At 63.4% G+C, this 18,061-nt stretch carries 16 protein-coding genes; 8 read left to right on the top strand and 8 right to left on the bottom strand.

Going from position 1 to position 18,061, the window contains the following annotated elements; translation table 11 throughout:
- Nucleotides 1-138 precede the first annotated feature (138 nt).
- Together ACSQ84_RS20145 and ACSQ84_RS20140 are read right to left on the bottom strand one after the other, a co-directional pair.
- On the bottom strand, nt 139-1,911 hold the full coding sequence (locus ACSQ84_RS20145; RefSeq protein ID WP_436213447.1) for a flotillin family protein: 1,773 nt from the start codon (nt 1,909-1,911) through the stop codon (nt 139-141).
- 20 nt (nt 1,912-1,931) lie between these two features.
- Nucleotides 1,932-2,579, bottom strand: a complete 648-nt coding sequence (locus tag ACSQ84_RS20140; RefSeq protein WP_436213446.1) for an OB-fold-containig protein — start codon at nt 2,577-2,579, stop codon at nt 1,932-1,934.
- 368 nt (nt 2,580-2,947) lie between these two features.
- Here ACSQ84_RS20140 and ACSQ84_RS20135 point away from each other — a divergent pair, with 368 nt between their 5' ends.
- Nucleotides 2,948-4,348 (top strand): Nramp family divalent metal transporter, encoded by a 1,401-nt coding sequence (locus tag ACSQ84_RS20135; protein ID WP_436213445.1) that lies wholly within the window; start codon nt 2,948-2,950, stop codon nt 4,346-4,348.
- Between the two features lie 173 nt (nt 4,349-4,521).
- Here ACSQ84_RS20135 and ACSQ84_RS20130 read toward each other — a convergent pair whose 3' ends face one another.
- From ACSQ84_RS20130 to ACSQ84_RS20120, 3 genes are all read right to left on the bottom strand, one after another.
- Nucleotides 4,522-7,053: an ATP-binding protein gene (locus ACSQ84_RS20130; protein ID WP_436213444.1), complete on the bottom strand. Its 2,532-nt coding sequence runs from the start codon at nt 7,051-7,053 to the stop codon at nt 4,522-4,524.
- Between the two features lie 187 nt (nt 7,054-7,240).
- Nucleotides 7,241-8,017, bottom strand: coding sequence for an arginyltransferase (locus ACSQ84_RS20125; protein ID WP_436213443.1), 777 nt, complete (start codon nt 8,015-8,017; stop codon nt 7,241-7,243).
- A 172-nt stretch (nt 8,018-8,189) separates the two neighbouring features.
- Nucleotides 8,190-8,738, bottom strand: a complete 549-nt coding sequence (locus ACSQ84_RS20120; protein ID WP_436213442.1) for an RDD family protein — start codon at nt 8,736-8,738, stop codon at nt 8,190-8,192.
- A gap of 208 nt (nt 8,739-8,946) precedes the next feature.
- Here ACSQ84_RS20120 and ACSQ84_RS20115 point away from each other — a divergent pair, with 208 nt between their 5' ends.
- Nucleotides 8,947-9,570, top strand: coding sequence for a DUF6151 family protein (locus ACSQ84_RS20115; protein WP_436213441.1), 624 nt, complete (start codon nt 8,947-8,949; stop codon nt 9,568-9,570).
- 6 nt (nt 9,571-9,576) lie between these two features.
- On the opposite strand, the gene hemB is transcribed toward ACSQ84_RS20115, so the two are convergent.
- Nucleotides 9,577-10,638: a porphobilinogen synthase gene (gene hemB / locus ACSQ84_RS20110; protein ID WP_436213440.1), complete on the bottom strand. Its 1,062-nt coding sequence runs from the start codon at nt 10,636-10,638 to the stop codon at nt 9,577-9,579.
- Between the two features lie 181 nt (nt 10,639-10,819).
- On the opposite strand from hemB, the gene ACSQ84_RS20105 reads away from it, so the two are divergent.
- The 4 genes from ACSQ84_RS20105 (at nt 10,820) to ACSQ84_RS20090 (ending at nt 13,426) form a co-directional block, all read left to right on the top strand.
- Entirely contained in the window at nt 10,820-11,302 is a 483-nt protein-coding gene (locus ACSQ84_RS20105; RefSeq protein ID WP_192733586.1) for a DUF6163 family protein, read from the top strand.
- Nucleotides 11,303-11,886: 584 nt separating this feature from the next.
- Nucleotides 11,887-12,402, top strand: a complete 516-nt coding sequence (gene ldtR / locus ACSQ84_RS20100) for a transcriptional regulator LdtR (RefSeq protein ID WP_192733585.1) — start codon at nt 11,887-11,889, stop codon at nt 12,400-12,402.
- Nucleotides 12,403-12,959: 557 nt separating this feature from the next.
- Complete coding sequence (locus ACSQ84_RS20095) at nt 12,960-13,187, top strand: hypothetical protein (protein WP_436213439.1); 228 nt, start codon at nt 12,960-12,962, stop codon at nt 13,185-13,187.
- A gap of 17 nt (nt 13,188-13,204) precedes the next feature.
- On the top strand, nt 13,205-13,426 hold the full coding sequence (locus ACSQ84_RS20090; protein ID WP_436213438.1) for a hypothetical protein: 222 nt from the start codon (nt 13,205-13,207) through the stop codon (nt 13,424-13,426).
- A gap of 144 nt (nt 13,427-13,570) precedes the next feature.
- On the opposite strand, the gene ACSQ84_RS20085 is transcribed toward ACSQ84_RS20090, so the two are convergent.
- Both ACSQ84_RS20085 and ACSQ84_RS20080 read right to left on the bottom strand, forming a co-directional pair.
- Nucleotides 13,571-14,497 carry a ketopantoate reductase family protein gene (locus ACSQ84_RS20085; RefSeq protein ID WP_436213437.1) on the bottom strand — a complete coding sequence of 309 codons (927 nt, stop codon included), beginning with the start codon at nt 14,495-14,497 and terminating at the stop codon, nt 13,571-13,573.
- A 131-nt stretch (nt 14,498-14,628) separates the two neighbouring features.
- Nucleotides 14,629-14,838: a hypothetical protein gene (locus ACSQ84_RS20080; protein ID WP_436213436.1), complete on the bottom strand. Its 210-nt coding sequence runs from the start codon at nt 14,836-14,838 to the stop codon at nt 14,629-14,631.
- Nucleotides 14,839-15,796: 958 nt separating this feature from the next.
- On the opposite strand from ACSQ84_RS20080, the gene ACSQ84_RS20075 reads away from it, so the two are divergent.
- The gene (locus ACSQ84_RS20075; protein ID WP_436213435.1) at nt 15,797-16,423 is read left to right on the top strand and encodes a glutathione S-transferase family protein; all 627 of its coding nucleotides are present in this window, start codon (nt 15,797-15,799) and stop codon (nt 16,421-16,423) included.
- A 312-nt stretch (nt 16,424-16,735) separates the two neighbouring features.
- Nucleotides 16,736-18,052: a serine hydroxymethyltransferase gene (gene glyA / locus ACSQ84_RS20070; protein ID WP_436213434.1), complete on the top strand. Its 1,317-nt coding sequence runs from the start codon at nt 16,736-16,738 to the stop codon at nt 18,050-18,052.
- Nucleotides 18,053-18,061 lie beyond the last annotated feature (9 nt).

Here is an 18,061-nt window from a genome sequence, read left to right as displayed (position 1 = left end):
TAATGAGAGGCATTTGCAATAGGAGCGTGGCGAGGCGACGAAACCGTCATGTCTCGGTTCCGCAAGAAAGCCCGCCGCATGGACTGCGGCGGGCTTTCTCAATTTGAGATCAAACGGCGGATCAGACCGCCATGACGATTACGATTTCGGTCCGAGCGTTGCCTTCCCCGTGCCCGAGATGGTGCCGGGTGCGGCATCTACGGGGACAACGGCTGACGCATGCGGATGGACCGGATGGTCTGGTTGTTTGGCGGCCAGCGCATTGGTCAGGCTGGTGATTGCGTCCGGTCCGGTGGCGAAGCCGGCCTCGGTGAGGATCTGGTCGATGATCGGCTTGAACGCCGAGACCGACAGCAACTGGCTGGCAAGCCCGTCGCCAAGACCGAGATTGCCGCCGCCACCGCCGTTCATGCCGTTGCCGTTCATGCCATTGCTGCCGCGGCCCATCAGGCTTCCGGTGTCGAAGATCCGGATGTCGGAAATCTTCTCGATCGGCTTGACGGCTTCGGCCAGCGCGCTCGGGATGATGTTGATGCGGGCGAGGTTGAGGTCGTACTCGATCATCTCGCCGCCGAGCTTGTTGCGGGCCTCGGCTTTCAGCGCCGCCACCTCGGCCTCGGCCTCGCCGAGCGCCTTGACGCCGGTCGCGCGCGTGGTTGCGGCGGCAGCGTCCGCCTGGGCCAGCACGTTGATCGCTTCCGCCTTGGCCGCGGCGGCCTGGCGTTCGGCTTCCGCCATCACGGTGATCGGCATCGCCTCGGTTTCCGCCACCTTGCGCGCCGCGATCACGTTGATGATCTTGTCGCGCTCGGCGATTTCCGTGGCCCGCGCCGTCGTGACCTTTTCCTCGGCCGCGATCGCCAGCGCGCGCGCCGTCTCGGCGATGGTCTGCGCTTCGGATTGTTCCTTGTTCTTGGTGGCGACGACGATCGCTGCTTCCTGCGCCACGATCTGGAGATCACGCTCCATTTCGGTGGTACGGCGCTTTACCGCCAGATCGGCCTCGATCTTCTTGGTGTCGCGGGCCTGGTTGGCCTCGGTCTGGACGTTGGCGACGGCCAGTTCCTGCTGGATGCGGTATTCGGCCTCGTTCTGCAACGCCGTCTGCTCGACCTGCGCGGTCTGCGCGCGCATCGCGGCGGTCTTGTTGGCGATGTCGCGCTGCTGCGCCAGTTCCGCCTCGCGCTTGGTGCTTTCGATCGTCAGCGTGGTCTGGCGAGCGACCAGATCCTGTTGCGCGATGTTGACCTCGGTGGTGCGGACGATCTGGTTGCGCTCCTGCTCGCGCTCCTTGGTGATCTTGGTCAGCGTGGTGAGGCCGTGCGCGTCGAAGAAATTGCTCGGGTTGAAATGCTTGATGTCGCTCTGGTCGAGCCGGGTCAGCGAGACCGATTCAAGCTCGAGGCCGTTGTTCTGGATGTCGGCGCCAACCGCGTCCTGCACCGATTTGACGAAGGTGGCGCGCTGTTCCTGCAATTCCTCGAGATGCATGGTGGCGGCGACCGAACGCAGGCCGTCGACGAATTTCGCCTCGATCAGTTCGCGCAGTTCAGCGGCGTCGTTGGTGCGGTTGCCGAGCGTCTGCGCGGCCAGTGCGATCGACGACATGTCGGGTTTGACGCGGACATAGAATTCGGCGCCGATGTCGACGCGCATGCGGTCCTTGGTGATCAGCGAGTCCGGACCGCCGCGGGCGACTTCCAGCCGCAACGTCTTCAGATTGACGGCTGCCGTGGAATGGAAAACCGGAAGCACCACCGAGCCGCCGTCGAGCACGACTTTCTGCCCGCCGAGGCCGGTCCGGACATAGGCCTCATCGCGGGTCGAACGCCGATACAGCGTCGCGAACATGAAGCCGATAATGACAAAAAGAAGGACGCCGATAGCAATCGGTACTGCAAGTTCCCACATGTTGATGCCCTGTCTGATGACTAACGTTGTGCAATGAGGTCGGTTGGTGCGGTGGCAATGGCGATAAAGCTCCTGGCGTCGCGGTCGACCAGCAACACGCTGCTGCCAACCGCGAGCGCCTTGGAATCGGGGCCGGCGCGCGCCGGTACAGAGTGCCAGTTGCCGAAGACATCCTTGAGACGGACGCGGCCGGGCAATCCCTGATCGAGCGGACCGACCGAAACCTCGGCGATCCGGCCGACGAAGTCGGCATCGTCAACCGCATAGGTCTCGTCGCGCGGGATGAGGCGTGCGATGGCGCGGCTGGTGACTCTGACGGCCGGGATGGTGCCGAAGATGGCGGCGACGGCGGCGATCGAGGCCGGGATGGAAATTCCGACACTGTGCGCGATGGCCTGGATGGAAAATCCCGCGATCGAAAAGAGACCAAGCGTCAGCAGCAAGAGGATCAGAAGCGGGACGCGCCCCGCATTGATCCAGAGGAACAGGCCGGAGATGGCGCTGTGGCCATCGGCCTCGATTTCGATGTCCTTGCCAACGATGTGGCTGAGCGAAAACCCGACCATGGTCGACAGCAGTTCGATGATGGCCAGCACGACCACGATCGCCGCGGCGATCGTGAAGGGCCGGACGTCCGCCGCCAGCAGGAGATCGAGCACGGCACTCATGGCGAGGACTTGATCCGCGCGGGACGTTCGGCGATCGCCTTTTCGTGGATTATGGCCTCGTGCTCCGGTTGGGATTGGACGGCGATGGGGATCCGATGAGCCGGGAAGGGACCCTCCCAACCGGCAAGATAGCCCGGGACTTCGAATGAAACCAAGACACGCCCTCCGACGGTGCTGATGCCTGGGGTTGTCGGCCCCTCGATCGCACACAATTTGTCGTCGAGGGGAATACGGCGGTTCACCGTCCCGGCCGCATAGCAGGGCAGGGCAGGTTCGGCCTGATACGAATACCGGTATTATTTTATTGGTTCACTAGATGCAGTTGCAAATGAGTTGCAATAAGGGCGAATATCGACCAATCTGTTGAGATGGATGCGCGAACGCCCGAATTGGGCCGGAAAGCTAATTCGGAGATACGAACTGTGGCCTTGCAAGACACTGCTGCCGGCTGGCGTGCCGACGCCGCCGCGGGCAGGCAGCGCAGTTTGCCCGAGGTCAACGCCACCATCTCCGTCCCCTTCGGCGGCCATTGGGCGCGCCGGCTGCTGGCGTTTCTCGGGCCCGGTTATCTCGTCTCGGTCGGCTATATGGACCCCGGCAACTGGGCGACCGACCTCGCGGGTGGTTCGAAGTTCGGCTACACGCTGCTGTCGGTAATCCTGCTGTCGAACCTGATGGCGATCCTGCTGCAGGCGCTCGCCGCACGGCTCGGCATCGTCACCGACCGCGATCTCGCGCAGGCCTGTCGCGCCAGCTTTTCGCGCCCCGTCAATTTCCTGCTGTGGATCGCCTGCGAAGCTGCGATCATCGCCTGCGACCTGGCGGAAGTGATCGGCACCGCGATTGCGCTGAAACTTCTGTTCGGCATCCCCCTGATCGGCGGCGCGCTGATCACCGCGCTCGACGCCTTCCTGCTGCTGCTTTTGATGAACAAGGGTTTTCGCTTCCTCGAAGCCTTTGTCATCTCGCTCTTGATCGTCATCGCGGTCTGCTTTGCGATCCAGATCTTCGCCGCCGCGCCGCCGGTTGCCGCGATGCTGCGCGGCTTCATGCCGTCGACCGAAATCTTCACCAATCCGGAAATGCTCTACATCGCGATCGGCATCATCGGCGCCACCGTGATGCCGCATAACCTCTATCTGCACTCCTCGATCGTGCAGACCCGCGCCTATCCGCGCACCGACGAAGGCCGCCGCGACGCGATCAAATGGGCGACGACGGATTCCACCATCGCGCTGATGCTGGCGCTGTTCATCAACGCCGCGATCCTGATCGTCGCCGCCTCGACCTTTCATTCCAGCGGCCGTACCGATGTGGCCGAGATCGGGCAGGCGTACGAACTGTTGTCGCCGCTGTTGGGCCTCGGGATCGCCTCGACACTGTTTGCCGTGGCGCTGCTGGCCTCCGGCCTCAACTCGACGGTAACGGCGACGCTGGCCGGCCAGATCGTGATGGAAGGCTTTTTGCACCTGCGCCTGCCGAACTGGGCGCGGCGCTTGGTCACCCGCGGCGTCGCCATCGTCCCCGTCGTGATCGTCACCGCGCTCTACGGCGAGCGCGGGACGTCACAACTGCTGGTGTTCAGCCAGGTCATCCTGTCGATGCAATTGCCGTTCGCGGTGATCCCGCTGGTGCGGTTCGTTTCCGACCGGCGCAAGATGGGCGATTTTGCGATTTCCCGTTCGGTCGCCACGCTGGCGTGGATCGTTGCCGGCATCATCGTGACGCTGAACGTGAAGCTGCTCTACGACACGCTGTTCGGCGGGTAATTCAGCACAGCTGTCATCGCCCGGCATAGCTGTTCGAAGAACGGCGTCGCTTCCGCTCGCCTGTGACCGGGCGACCCAGTATTCCAGAGGCGTTAGTTATCAATCGAGAGGCCGCGGCGTACTGGGTCACCCGGTCAAGCCGGGTGACGACAACGAGCGCTATCGCCGCCGTATCACGCATCCTTGGCATGGTTGCCGGCGATCGCCCTGCGAACCATCCGCGCGAGTTCGGTGGCGCGGAACGGTTTCGATAGCAGCATGACGCCGGGATCGAGCCTGCCGTGATGCACGATCGCATTTTCGGTATAGCCGGACATGAACAGCACCTTGAGGCCGGGTCGCCGCTGCGCGGCTGCGTCGGCGACCTGCTTGCCCGTCAGCGTTCCTGAAAGGATCACGTCGGTCAGCAACAGCTCGATCTCGGCGTCACCGAACAGCGCCGCCAGGGCTTCCTTGCCGTTCTCGGCCACTAGCGTCCGGTAACCAAGCTGCCGCAACTGCTGCACGACAAAATCGCGCACCATCGCGTCGTCTTCGACGACAAGCACGGTCTCGTTGCCGGGCGAGTCCAGCGCCAGCGCCGTGGCAGGAGCTTCCACAACGGCCGAGGCCTCGCTTCGCGGCAGATAGAGCTTCACTGTCGTGCCATGCCCGACTTCGCTGTAGATCTTGATGTGACCATTGGATTGCTTGATGAAGCCGTAGACCATGCTGAGGCCAAGGCCGGTTCCTTTGCCGGTTTCCTTGGTCGTGAAAAACGGCTCGAACACGCGGTCCAGTATGGCGGCAGGAATGCCGGAGCCGGTATCGCTGACGGCCAGCAGGACATAGGGGCCGGGCCTGGCGTCCGCATTCTGCAGCGCGTAGTCCTCATCCAGCACGACGTTGCCGGTCTCGATCGTCAACTTGCCGCCTTGCCCCATGGCGTCGCGCGCGTTCACCGCCAAATTGATCAAGGCGGCCTGCAGTTGCGCTGGATCGACCATGGTCAGCCAGATCTGTCGTTCCGGGCTGGTTTCCAGTTCCACCTGTTCGCCAAGCGTGCGCCGCAGCAGATGATCGGTCTCCAGCACGATCTCGTTCAGATTGACCACGCGTGGCTGCAGCGGTTGTTTTCGCGAGAAGGCCAGCAGGCTGCGCACCAGGCCGGCGCCGCGATCGGCCGCCCGCAGCGCGATGTCGGCGGTCTCGCGGGCACGTGCGTCCGCGCCGGGCCATTCGGCCAGCATGTCCAGATTGCCGATAATGACGGTCAGGAGGTTGTTGAAGTCGTGGGCGACGCCGCCGGTCAATTGGCCGACGCCTTCCATCTTCTGGGACTGCGCCAGTTGGCGTTCCGCCATCCGGCGATCGGTCACATCCTGGCAAATGGCGACGACGCCGGCCGTGGCGGTCGATCCGCCATCGTCCCTGAATCCCTCGGACCAGATGACGCGCGTGCCGCCATCCGGACGCGTGATACGAAATTCCTGGGCGTACGGTCCATTGTTCGCGGCACAGCGCTCGATCGCCTGTTCGAGTGGCTGGCGATCCGCTTCGGGCACGGCGGCAAGGAATTCCTGGAGCGGAATTTCCTCGACCGCTTGCGGCCAGCCGAAAATGGTCGCGATCTGCGGCGACGGCCGCGCCGTTTTGGTCGCGACGTCGAAGGTGACGGCTCCCATGTTGGCGATCGACTGGGCCAGCAGCAGCTGTCGCTCCCGGCTTGCGAGGCGCAATGTCGCGGCGTGGCGTGCCCGCAACAGCTGCAGGATGGTCATGGTCGCGATCGCGAGAACCAGTAATTCCGCAGCCAGCAGCGCGCCGTCGATGGCGAGGTTGTTGCGCCACTCCGCGAACGCCGCCCTGCGATCGAACGAAACCGCAAGCAGGATTCCGGGCGATGGCAGCGTGCGGAAGGCAGTAATGAGGGGACGTCCATCGGGGCCGGACTCCTCGTCCAGCAGGGCTTCGGCCTTTCCCGCCCGGTGAGCCAGGTAGACGGGGTCCTGCAGGGCCGGTTCGCCGATCGGGTCCTTCGACGACGGCTCACGGAACAGAACCTGCCCGTCGGGATGCAGGATGCGGATCAGCCCGCCGGGACCGACATCGATCGAATGATAGAACGCCCGCAGTTGGGGCAGGCGCCAGGTGGCCACCGCGACGCCTTGAAACGTGCCGCCATGGCCTTCAAGCCGTCGCCCGAGCGGAATCAGCATTTCGCCGGTCACGAGGCTCTTGAACGGCCGGTCCGCCACCATCCCGGTATTCGTTTGTTGGCGGAGCGTCTGGAACAGATAGAGGTCCCGCCGCGACTGGCCCAAAAGATTCGTGACTGTCGAGTGCCGGATGACGCCTTCGCCGTCGGTGACGGTGAGCGATCCGGTATTTGGCAGGCCGGCGATCGCGCCCGTCAGGACGGCGTTCCAGTCGCCTGCGTTGCCGGACGGGCCGCCCAGTCGCGCGCTGGCGGCTGCGAGCTGCGCCAGCGAGGCATCAAGGGTTGCCGCCGCCTCCTGCATGTGGGCGCTCAGAAGGTAGACCAGGTTGCTCACCCGTCGTTCCGCTTCGCTACGGACCGTGCGATAGCCATGCCAGGCCTGAAACGCCTGCACGACGAGAAGGGCCAGAGCGAACGCGACCGCTGCGATGACGATCCGGCGCTGTAGCCAGTCGTACGATGCCTGTGGAGGCATCGTGGCGGCGGAAGGGGCCGGCTCGTCCATGTGGGCTAGTGGCTCCAGCGTTGCGCAGGTGAACGCCGCGAATGCCCATTGCGGGCTCGACGGCAACGAGCAGCGTATCGCACGCTACAGCGATTCGGCGCGATAGGGGGTTCGCTCGGATATGAGGCTGCTCAGTGGATCGCGCGGCGGATTTCGCTGCGCTGCATCCGGACTACAATCAGAAGCTCTAATCCTGCGGCTCGGACGGCACTTCGCCTGACGCGTCGATGCGCAGCCAGCCGGAAGGCGCCAGCCGCTGCTGCGGCAGGAAGCGGCCCTTGTAGTCCATCTTCTTGGAGCCTTCGATCCAGTAGCCGAGATAGACGTAAGGCAGCCCGAGCCTTCTCGCGCGCGTGATGTGGTCGAGGATCATGAAGGTGCCGAGCGAGCGGCTCTCCTCCGACGGTTCGAAGAACGAGTAGACCATCGACAGCCCATCGCTGAGCACGTCGGTCAGGGCGACCGCGATCAGCTCATCGCCGCGGCCGGTGATGCCGGAATCGACGCTGCGCTTGCGGTATTCGATGATGCGGGTTTCGACATGGCTGTCTTCCACCATCATGGCGTAGTCGAGCACGGTCATGTCGGCCATGCCGCCATGGCGGTGGCGCCGGTCGAGATAGGCGCGGAACACCGAATATTGCTCCGAGGTCGGCACCGCGCTGCGCTGCTCGCCAATGATGTCGGCATTGCGCGCCAGAATTTTGCGGAAGTTGCGCGAGGGGCGGAACTCGTTGGCGATGACGCGGACCGACACGCAGGCGCGGCACTGGTCGCAGGCCGGCCGGTAGGCGATCGACTGGCTGCGGCGGAAGCCGCCATGGGTCAGGAGGTCGTTGAGGTCGCCGGCCTTGTCGCCGACCAGGTGCGTGAAAACCTTGCGCTCGTGCCGGCCCGGCAGATAGGGGCAGGGCGAGGGCGCCGTCAGGTAAAACTGCGGAGTATCACGCGAATGCTGGGTCACGTCGGGTCGTCAGGCCTCCGAAACTCGAACGATAGTGAAACTCGAACGATAGTTCTTTCCGGTGAACAATTGGATACCGGAGCGCCCGGCCCTGATCCAAATCAAGGCCGGACGGCATCCAGCATCGCGCCGCGGAGGCTGACGGTCAATCGCTTTGGCGTGTGACATCCCGTCAGTAAGCGCGCACCGGAGGTACAACCTGTGTGCGAACCGAGCTGTTGATGACGACGGTTCCCAGGATGATGTCATGCAGCAGCCGTCGGCGGCCGTTGAATAAGCCGACCAGCAGCACCAGCGGCGTCAGGAACGAGATCGATACCCAGAACAGCACGGCATGGGTGGCGCCGAGCACGAAATAACCCGGCGCGCCGTACCAGGTGCGCAGTTCCAGATCCATTACGCGCATGCCCACGGTCGCCGAATGCGGCCCGCCGATGGAGGAGCCATAATAGACGATGGCCCAGACGACCGAGGCCGGCCACGCCAGCCAGAACAGCGCCCAGCCGAGCCCAAGCGTGATCAGCCCGAACACCGCGATGAAGAGGTAACCGAGGATCACCGGGACCGACAGCACGACGAGGTCGATCAGGAACGCGAAAACCCGCCGCGTCAGCAGGCCGCGAAACAGTTCCGGCTGCAAATCGGGGTCGAACGCATGCGGCTGCATGCCACCCTCGTTGCGCCAATTGCTGCCGGTGTTACCGGAATCGCTATGCGACATGATCAGTCCTCCAGACCGTGCATATTGCAGCACATTCAGTCGAAACATGGGAACCGCGCCCGCGCGCGCAAGCCCTGCGGCGGTTACGGAACGGCAATATTCAGGCGATTCGGGGGCCGGGGCCTTGCCAAGCGATAGGTGAGTTGGGATGGACTGCAGAGATCGCTGATCGCCGCTTACAGTTCGTCGCAGCGTTGCGGAGGGATCGATGGGGATACAGGCTGAGTTGCGGTGCCGGTGCGGAGAGGTGGTCGGGGTGGTCACCGACGCCTCGCGCCAGACGGTAAATCGCATTGTTTGCTATTGTGATGACTGCCAGGCATTTGCGCATCAACTCGGTCGTGCTGACCTGCTCGATGCTCACGGCGGCTCCGATATCGTGCAGGTCGCTCCCGCATCATTGAGCTTTGCAAAAGGGCAGGGTCGCATCGCAGGCCTGCGGCTCACCCCAAAGGGTTTGTACCGGTGGCACACAACGTGTTGCAACACACCCGTCGGCAACACGATGGGGCCGGCGATTCCGTTCGTTGGAATTGTCGCGCAGGCATTCGACACAGGCACGCAGCGCGCGGATCAGCTGTTCGGCGCGCCGGTGGGCGCGATCATGGGAAAATATGCCATTGGCGAGCCGCCGGCGGGCTCCACAGGATTGAACCTGCCGCTATTGCTGCGGGCGATCGCCAAGGTACTTGGCTGGCGCCTGCGAGGCCGGACCTGGCCGCATCCCTTCTTCAAGCCGAAGGCGCGCGAGCCGGTCTATCCGGTGAGCGTGCTGTCGCCTGCGCGGCGGGAGGCGCTCCGCCAGCATGGCGGGCCGCATCCCCAGGTGTAACGCCGATCAGCTCTCCGCCCTGATCTTCTCCGCCGCCTTCGGTGCAAAGTACGTCAGGATGCCGTCGGCGCCGGCGCGCTTGAAGGCGAGCAGGCTTTCCATCATGGCGCGTTCGCCGTCGATCCAGCCATGGCCGGCGGCGGCCGCGATCATCGCATACTCGCCCGACACCTGGTACACGAAGGTCGGCATCGCAAAGGTGTCCTTTACCCGCCGCACGATGTCGAGATAGGGCATGCCGGGTTTCACCATCACCATGTCGGCGCCCTCGGCGATGTCGAGTTCGACCTCGCGCAGCGCTTCGTCGGAATTGGCGCTGTCCATCTGATAGGTGCGCTTGTCGCCGGTCAGGGTCTTCGCCGAACCGATGGCGTCGCGGAACGGGCCGTAGAAGGCGGAGGCGTATTTCGCCGCGTACGACATAATTTGCACGTCGACAAAACCTGAATCGTCCAGCGCCTCGCGGATCGCGCCGACGCGGCCGTCCATCATGTCCGAGGGCGCGATCACATCGCAGCCGGCTTCGGCCTGCACCAGCGCCTGCCGCACCAGCACCGCCACCGTTTCGTCGTTGAGGATTTTGCCGTTGTCGATCAACCCGTCATGGCCGTGGCTGGTGAAGGGATCGAGCGCGACGTCGCAGAGCACGCCGAGATCAGGGAATTCCTTCTTGATCGCGCGCACCGCTTGGCAGACGAGGTTGTCCGGGTTCAGCGCCTCGGAACCCTGTTCGTCGCGCAGCGACGGATCGGTATAGGGGAACAGCGCGATGCAGGGGATGCTGAGCTTGGCCGCGCGCTCGGCATCGCGGACCGCCTGGTCGACCGTGATGCGGTCGATGCCGGGCATCGAGGCGACGGCGGTGCGCGTATTGTGGCCGCCGACCACGAACAGCGGCCAGATCAGATCGTCTGTCGTCAGCACGTTTTCCCGCACCATCCGCCGCGCCCATTCGGCCTTGCGGTTGCGCCGGGGGCGGATCGCCAGATCGAGCGGGGCCGAGGTGAGGGCGCTCGGGTGGCGCGGCGCGTCGCGCATTTCGATCGGACGCCCGAATTTGATCGCCATCTGATGGTACTCCCGCAGCGGAAGGCTGATTTGGCCTGATTTGGATCTGGTCTAATTCTAGCATTCCCGAGCGGCCGCGTCACCGAGCGGCTTGATTTCTACCAGGCAATTGATTTTGCCGGCCCGGCGGGCCAAGACTCCGCCGATAAGGACCCGTTTTCGCCTGTGAGCACCGATTCTCATGTCTGACACCTCCGCGCGCGACCCGTCGCGGGATAACAGGGACAATGCCCGAGACAATGCGATGTCGGTGGCGGCGATCTCGTCCGAGCGGATCGAGCCGGACGATAACGCGTGGACCCGGCGGCTGGTCTTGTTCCTGCGCATCATGGCGGTGATCTCGATCGCCAAGGGCCTTTACCATTGGGCACAGGTGACCGGTTTTATCGGCGGCGAGGAAGAGGCGTTCGAAAACCAGTCGATGGCCTGGCAGACCGCGACGATCTATTTCGCCGTGATCGAACTCGTCGCGGCGGTCGGTCTCTGGCTCGCGACGCCCTGGGGCGCGGTGGTGTGGCTCACCACCGTGGTGTCGATGGCGGTCATCGAGCTGATGTTTCCCGGAATCTACGGCGGCAGCCTGACGGTGGTCGGCGTCGAGGCCGTGATGCTGGCGGCTTATCTGGCGCTGGCCTGGATGGCCGCGCGCGAACGGCCGCCATAGCAGAGCTGTACGTCGGCTTGCGTAAACAATGGCCGCATGGTTCGCCCGGCGATGCAGCATCGTCCGGAGACGCACGGCGTTGCCGTGCTCCTCACCATGAGGGTCTTAGATTGCATCCTGCGCTGCTTGACCTCATCCCCGCGTGAGCTCAAGCTCATCGCTGGAGGAGCGCTCTTGCGCGCGTCTCGAAGGATGAAGCCCGCACTGTTAACCGCACAGGCGCGCCGCGTGCAAACTCCCCGACGCCGTTCCGTACAATTTTCACTTATTTTGCCGGTAACTTTTCAGTCACCGTAAAGGGTTCCCTCACACCCCTTACCGAGGCGTTTCGAATTCACACGAACCTGTTTTGGAATGCGACACCTGCGCCAGACGAAGCGTGAACGGGGGGCTGCCACCGTCAATGAAACCTTGCGAAAAGCCCTTTATCCATGGGCTTAATCCGTGATTCACTGTCTTAAATTCATGATCTCTTTATTGTCTTATTTAAGCGGATCTTCAAACGGCCCCCTTAAGTTGAACCTATCAGGCGGGACAAAAGTTTCGTCGAAATAAGTCGATAAAAACGACAACAGGGGAATGTCATGATGAAAGCCGTTGCAACGGCGGTGGAAACCGCTGAACGCTCTGCCGGTCAAGCTCCGGTGCAGCCGCTCTATCTTGAAGCATTGACTTTGGTGGAGCGGCTGCATCGCCGGCTGCTTGATGTGATCAAGGACGAATTCGATCGCCGCGGCCGCGCCGATATCAATTCGGTGCAGGCCTTGCTGCTCTACAACATCGGCGACAAGGAGTTGACCGCAGGCGAACTGCGCACGCGCGGCTACTACCTCGGCTCCAACGTCTCCTACAATCTGAAGAAGCTGGTCGAACTCGGCTTCCTCGATCATCAGCGTTCGCGCGTCGATCGCCGCTCGGTCCGCATCCGTTTGACCTCGCAGGGCCAGGAGATCCGCAAGATCGTCGACGCGCTCTATCAGAAGCACGTCAAGACCGTGGAACAGGTCGGCGGCATTTCGAACGAGGAGTTCGCGACGCTGAACAAGTCGTTGCACCGGCTCGAGCGGTTCTGGACCGACCAGATCCTGTATCGGCTCTGAGAATTTCGCATCCGCGGCCAAGCCGGCCACTCAAAAGACCGGCAGCCAACAGCGGATCATGAACTGGCAAGGCAGTAAGCCCTGCCCAAGACGCATCGGCTCCGGGTTACCGGGTCCGGTGCGTTTTGCTTTTTGGGGCAGTCAGTCCGGTGGCTTCATCCTTCGAGGCGCATCGCTTTTGCGATGCTCCCTCGGTGAGCGCATGGCGCTCATCCGGGGACGAGGGCGACAGCAGTGCCAACTCCTCATGGAGAGGGGCGCGTCTTCGCGCGTCTCGAACCATGATGCCCTGGAACGATCGGCGCACAGTGCGGGCGTCAGACGATCCGTCCGGCTTCCCCCATGTTATAATTCAAATGATGCAATGGACGGTACGATAGCGCCTTCGCGCGATGGCGGACACAGATTCACCGAACAAAGCGCATCAAAATAACAAGCTACGTCTGAATTCTAAGGCCGCGCAGGCATTGATGCTGGCCCCAGCAAAAGCCGGTTTCCGGAGATGGAACTTCTGCCGGGCTTGCGCATTATCGGGCCTGACACGGAGACCGAAGAACATGCTCGTCGAGCGCGGATTGCGGGTGATGAATGCCGAAGTGGTCGGCGAGGCCTACGCCATTGCGTCGAACTATCTCCGCAGGACCGGCGCGCTTCCCGATACTTTCGCCACCGACGAGCGGCTGCTCGACATCATCGTGCAGATGTTTCAGCGCGGCGAGTTCAACAAGATCCGCCTCGCCAACAAGGCGATCGCCAAATTCGAAGCCGAAACCTACATCGCCTGACCCCACCGGAGAACTTCATGGAAGCCGCCATCGATCGCATCATGCACACCTACGACCTGCTGGTGAACCGCAGCGCCGCCGCGAATGATGAAGCACGCGAGAAGGTGACCGACTATGTGAAGACGCTGTTCGAGGCCGGCGAAAGGGACACTCACCGCCTGACCGTGTGCGGCCTGACCTATCTGCGCCAGCTCGACGGCTCCACCGATCCGGTAAAGGCGGGCTATACGGGGATGTAGCGGCGAGGGGGCTGCCTCAGACGTAGCCCGGATGAGCCAACGGGTCGGGCGAATGCGCGCCCGATGACAGGCTCCGCCACATCCGGGTTTTTGTTGGCTCCCGCATATCGCTTCGCTCATGCGGGCTACGCGTTGTCTCGCGCCTCAGCCTTCCGGCTTCCCCATGATGTAAGGCTTCAGCATCGCGTACATCAGGCTGTGCGTCGGCGTCGGCACGCCGAGCTTTTTGCCGAGCTCGACGACCTTGCCGCCGAGCCAGGGCAGCTCGAGCCGGTTGCCGCGCTCGAGGTCGAGCGCCATCGACGGCTTTTGGTGCGCGGGCAGGTTGTCGGAATATCCGGATATCGTCTCGACCGCGTTGTCCGGCAGCGCGACGCCGCGGGCGCGGCCGACATCCATCACCTCGCGGTAGGCCGACATCAGCACGGCGCGAATATCAGGATCGTCGCGCAACACGCCGATCGGCTGGCGCGCCAGCGCCACCGCGCTGGCGTTGGCGGCGAGCAGGATGAACTTCATCCAGAGTTCGGTGAGGATCTGATCGCTCAGCTTGGCTTCGAAGCCGGCCTTCAGGCACAGCGCGAGAAATGCTTCGCCGCGCGGGCTGCTTCGCCCGTCGAGTTCGCCGAACACGATGCGCATGAAGCTGCCGACCTGCTCGATCACGCCCGGCTCGATGATTTTCGCGCTGATCTGCGCGACGCCGCCCATCACGGCGTTTTCGCCCAGGATCGGAATCAGCCGCTCGGCGGCGTCGACGCCGTTCTGCAGCGGGATGACGGCCGTGTCGGGGCCGATCAGCGGCTTGATGCTGAGCCCCGCGCTTTCGACGTCCCACAGTTTGACGCAGAACAGCACGAAATCGACCTTGCCGATCCCGGCGGGATTATCGGTCGCCTGTGTCGGCACCAGATGGATATCGCCGCGCGGGCTTTGCACCTTCAATCCGTCACGCTGCATGGCCGCCAGATGCGCGCCGCGCGCGATAAACGTGACATCCGCGCCGGCCCTCGCCAGCGCCGCCCCATAACCCGCTCCGACGCCGCCGGCGCCGACAATTGCAATACGCATCGTTCTCTCCTCGCGGCGGAAAGCCTAGCACCGCAGGCGGACGGTGAGCGAGGATAAAACTTTCGGCAACGCCTGCGACCGGAAGAACCGGACTCAACGAATCCGGATCTTCCCTGGCATTCGGCGATTGCTCAGCCCGGGCAGTAAGCGATCCCGGTTCCGCCAACCCAGCCGCCAATGCAGCCCGCGCCGACGAAAATGCCGATGACGCCTTTGATGCCGATCGCGAGAATGCCGTCTTCATAGGTGATCGGGCCGACCGTGAGGCCGCCTGCGGCTGCATCGAGTTGATCGAGTGACAACTCGCCATTGATTTGCTGCGCAGGTTTGCGTTCGCTCATAGCTGTTCTCCACTGTTTGCGATTGGCTCGAAGATGCCAAACGTGATGCAGCGTAGTTGCGGCGAGGCGCAGGCTCAGTGACCGCGATCACGTGTCGCGTCGAGGGGGCATGGCGCGCCGATTGCGCCGGCGTATCTCCTCCGTCATTCCCCGATGCGCAATTGCGCATCTGAGGGCGCGCGCAGCGCGAGCCCGGAATCCATCATGCCGCATGCGCTGTCGTACGATGGATTCCGGACTCTCGCTTCGCGAGCCCTCAGATGCGCAATTGCGCATCGGGAATGACGGAGGGAACTGCGACAAAATAGCCCGACGGGCAAATCACTTCGGCTTTGCGGAAATCGTGTCAAGTCCCGAAATAAAAAATATTTCGCTTTTACAGAAGCCAAATCAGGGGTACATGTTCGCCATCCCGTCCTACTCAGAAGGGCGTCGGCCGTGGTCACGGACGTTGGACGGGGTTGCGGTGGACGTGACGGTGCCCTTGACCAAAGGCGCCGAAGCGTACGGCGAAGACGTGTGGTCCTGACGTCGCGGTGCTGGCGTCAATGCACCTGGAGGCAATAGCTTCCAGGGCGCTACGGAGGCAAAAGAGCCGTTCTCCGGGGAGAGCTCGTTATAAGCCGTAAAGCCATTGCGCAGGGAAGGCCGGGTGTTCACCGCTGCCCTGTATGCTCGTGTGCAGCTTTCTATCTACCAACCGCACACGGGACCGCGGGTGCAGCGCGCACCCGGTCTTCCCTGCGCCCTCTGTTTTCGAGGGCGAAGATTTCCAGCAAAGCTCGGGCGATCAGCGCCGCGAGATCGTGAATTCATGTTCGGTGCCAGCCCCGTCATTGCGAGCGAAGCGAAGCAATCCATCTCGCAGCATAACGGATGCATGGATTGCTTCGTCGCTTCGCTCCTCGCAATGACGATGCTAACGTGCCTCTCTGAACAAACCCCCGAGGACGCTCCCATGCTCACGCTTCATCATCTCAACGATTCCCGCTCGCAGCGGATCCTGTGGCTGCTGGAGGAGCTGGGCACGCCCTATGAGATGAAGCGCTATCAGCGCGATGCCGCGACGCGGCTGGCGCCGCCGGAACTCGCGGCGATCCATCCGCTCGGCAAGTCGCCCGTCATCACCGATGGCGACATCACGATCGCGGAGTCCGGCGCAATCGTCGATTACATCATCCGCAAATACGGCAAAGGCGCGATGATGCCGGCGCCCGGCAGCGCGGAATACGAAGCCTACAACGAATGGCTGCATTATTCGGAAGGCTCGGCGATGTTGCCGCTGATGCTCAACCTCTATGTCAGCCGGCTGAAGGAAGCGGGCGCGCCGCTGCATCCGCGCATCGACAGCGAGCTGGCCAATCATCTCGGCTATGTCGACCGCGCGCTGAAGGATCGCGACTTCTTCGTCGGCCCGTCGCTGTCGGGTGCCGACATCCAGATGAGCTTTGTCGGCGAGATGGCAAAGGTGTTCGACAAGCTCGCGCCATATCCGAACCTCGCGGCGTGGCTGACGCGGATGCATGCGCGGCCGGCGTTCCAGCGTTCGGTCGAGAAGGGCGGGGCGTACCGGTTTGCGAAGTAGACCGTCGTTCCGGCGAACGCCGGAACCCATACGCCGCGGCCCATCGATAAAGGCAAGGCGTCCGAGACCTTCTTTTTATCACTGCCGCCGCGGCGTATGGGCCCCGGCTCAAGGCCGGGGCGACGGCGGGGTATTTGCCCCGGACTGGAATCCCCGTCATCCCCACCATATCTTGCATAATTATCAGATGGATACCGCAAGTGCTTGGCCGGCCCGGGCCGATGTGGTATCTCGCAGACGCTTCTTTCGACCGCCACACGTATCCGACCGTTTTGCCCCTAAGGGCTTGCGGCGGTGGAGATATTCCTACCCATGACCTCCAGCTCAAAGACCTCCAGCACCAAGACCGCTTCCGCGCCCGACTCGTTCTTCACGGCAACCCTCGCCGAGGCCGATCCGGAAATCGCCGCCGCCATCAAGGGCGAACTCGGCCGGCAGCGCCACGAGGTCGAGCTGATCGCCTCGGAAAACATCGTCAGCCGCGCCGTGCTGGAAGCGCAGGGCTCGGTGATGACCAACAAATACGCCGAAGGGTATCCGGGCGCGCGCTACTATGGCGGTTGCGAATGGGTCGATGTCGCCGAGACGCTGGCGATCGAGCGCGCCAAGAAACTGTTCGGCGCGCAGTTTGCCAACGTGCAGCCGAACTCCGGCAGCCAGATGAACCAGGCGGCGTTCCTGGCGCTGCTGCAGCCCGGCGATACCTTCATGGGCCTCGATCTCGCCGCCGGCGGCCACCTTACCCACGGCGCGCCCGTCAACATGTCCGGCAAATGGTTCAAGGCGCAGCACTACACCGTGCGCCGCGACGACCAGATCATCGATATGGACGATGTCGCGCGCCGCGCCGAGGAAGTGAAGCCGAAGCTGATCATCGCCGGCGGCTCGGCCTATTCGCGCGCCTGGGACTTCAAGCGGTTTCGCGAGATTGCCGACAGCGTCGGGGCCTACCTGCTGGTGGATATGGCGCATTTCGCCGGCCTCGTCGCCGGTGGCGTCCATGCCTCGCCGGTGCCGCACGCCCACATCACCACCACCACCACGCACAAATCGCTGCGCGGCCCGCGCGGCGGCTTGATGCTGTGGAACGACGAGACGCTGACCAAGAAATTCAACTCGGCGATCTTCCCGGGCCTGCAGGGCGGCCCCCTGATGCACATCATCGCCGCCAAGGCGGTGGCCTTTTCCGAGGCGCTGCGTCCGGACTTCAAGATCTACGCGAAGAACGTGGTCGAGAACGCCAAGGCACTGGCGGAAGCGCTGCGCGCGCAGGGCCTCGACATCGTCTCCGGCGGTACCGACAACCATCTGATGCTGGTCGATCTCAGGCCCAAGGGCCTGAAGGGCAACGTCTCGGAGAAGGCGCTGGTTCGCGCCGCGATCACCTGCAACAAGAACGGCATTCCGTTCGATCCCGAGACGCCGTTCGTCACCTCCGGCCTTCGTCTCGGGACGCCGGCGGCGACCACGCGCGGTTTCGGCGTTGCCGAATTCCAGCAGGTCGCCGGCATGATTGCCGAAGTGCTCAACGCGCTGGCGCAATCGCCCGACGGCAAGGCGCCGCTGGTCGAAGCCGCGATCAAGGAACGCGTCAAGGCACTCACCGACCGCTTCCCGATCTATCAGTAAGGGTCACCA

The sequence above is a fragment of the Bradyrhizobium sp. LjRoot220 genome, assembly GCF_964252915.1.
Lineage (GTDB): Bacteria > Pseudomonadota > Alphaproteobacteria > Rhizobiales > Xanthobacteraceae > Bradyrhizobium.
This window is presented reverse-complemented; position numbering and strand designations above follow the sequence as displayed.

Coding starts and splice junctions, on each gene's coding strand:
- ACSQ84_RS20120 (WP_436213442.1), bottom strand. CDS start 8,738: ATGTCGCATAGCGATTCCGGTAACACCGGCAGCAATTGGCGCAACGAG.
- ACSQ84_RS20115 (WP_436213441.1), top strand. CDS start 8,947: ATGGGGATACAGGCTGAGTTGCGGTGCCGGTGCGGAGAGGTGGTCGGG.
- ACSQ84_RS20095 (WP_436213439.1), top strand. CDS start 12,960: ATGCTCGTCGAGCGCGGATTGCGGGTGATGAATGCCGAAGTGGTCGGC.
- ACSQ84_RS20090 (WP_436213438.1), top strand. CDS start 13,205: ATGGAAGCCGCCATCGATCGCATCATGCACACCTACGACCTGCTGGTG.
- glyA (WP_436213434.1), top strand. CDS start 16,736: ATGACCTCCAGCTCAAAGACCTCCAGCACCAAGACCGCTTCCGCGCCC.
- ACSQ84_RS20080 (WP_436213436.1), bottom strand. CDS start 14,838: ATGAGCGAACGCAAACCTGCGCAGCAAATCAATGGCGAGTTGTCACTC.
- ACSQ84_RS20140 (WP_436213446.1), bottom strand. CDS start 2,579: ATGAGTGCCGTGCTCGATCTCCTGCTGGCGGCGGACGTCCGGCCCTTC.
- ACSQ84_RS20145 (WP_436213447.1), bottom strand. CDS start 1,911: ATGTGGGAACTTGCAGTACCGATTGCTATCGGCGTCCTTCTTTTTGTC.
- hemB (WP_436213440.1), bottom strand. CDS start 10,638: ATGGCGATCAAATTCGGGCGTCCGATCGAAATGCGCGACGCGCCGCGC.
- ACSQ84_RS20130 (WP_436213444.1), bottom strand. CDS start 7,053: ATGGACGAGCCGGCCCCTTCCGCCGCCACGATGCCTCCACAGGCATCG.
- ACSQ84_RS20135 (WP_436213445.1), top strand. CDS start 2,948: ATGGATGCGCGAACGCCCGAATTGGGCCGGAAAGCTAATTCGGAGATA.
- ACSQ84_RS20075 (WP_436213435.1), top strand. CDS start 15,797: ATGCTCACGCTTCATCATCTCAACGATTCCCGCTCGCAGCGGATCCTG.
- ACSQ84_RS20105 (WP_192733586.1), top strand. CDS start 10,820: ATGTCTGACACCTCCGCGCGCGACCCGTCGCGGGATAACAGGGACAAT.
- ldtR (WP_192733585.1), top strand. CDS start 11,887: ATGATGAAAGCCGTTGCAACGGCGGTGGAAACCGCTGAACGCTCTGCC.
- ACSQ84_RS20085 (WP_436213437.1), bottom strand. CDS start 14,497: ATGCGTATTGCAATTGTCGGCGCCGGCGGCGTCGGAGCGGGTTATGGG.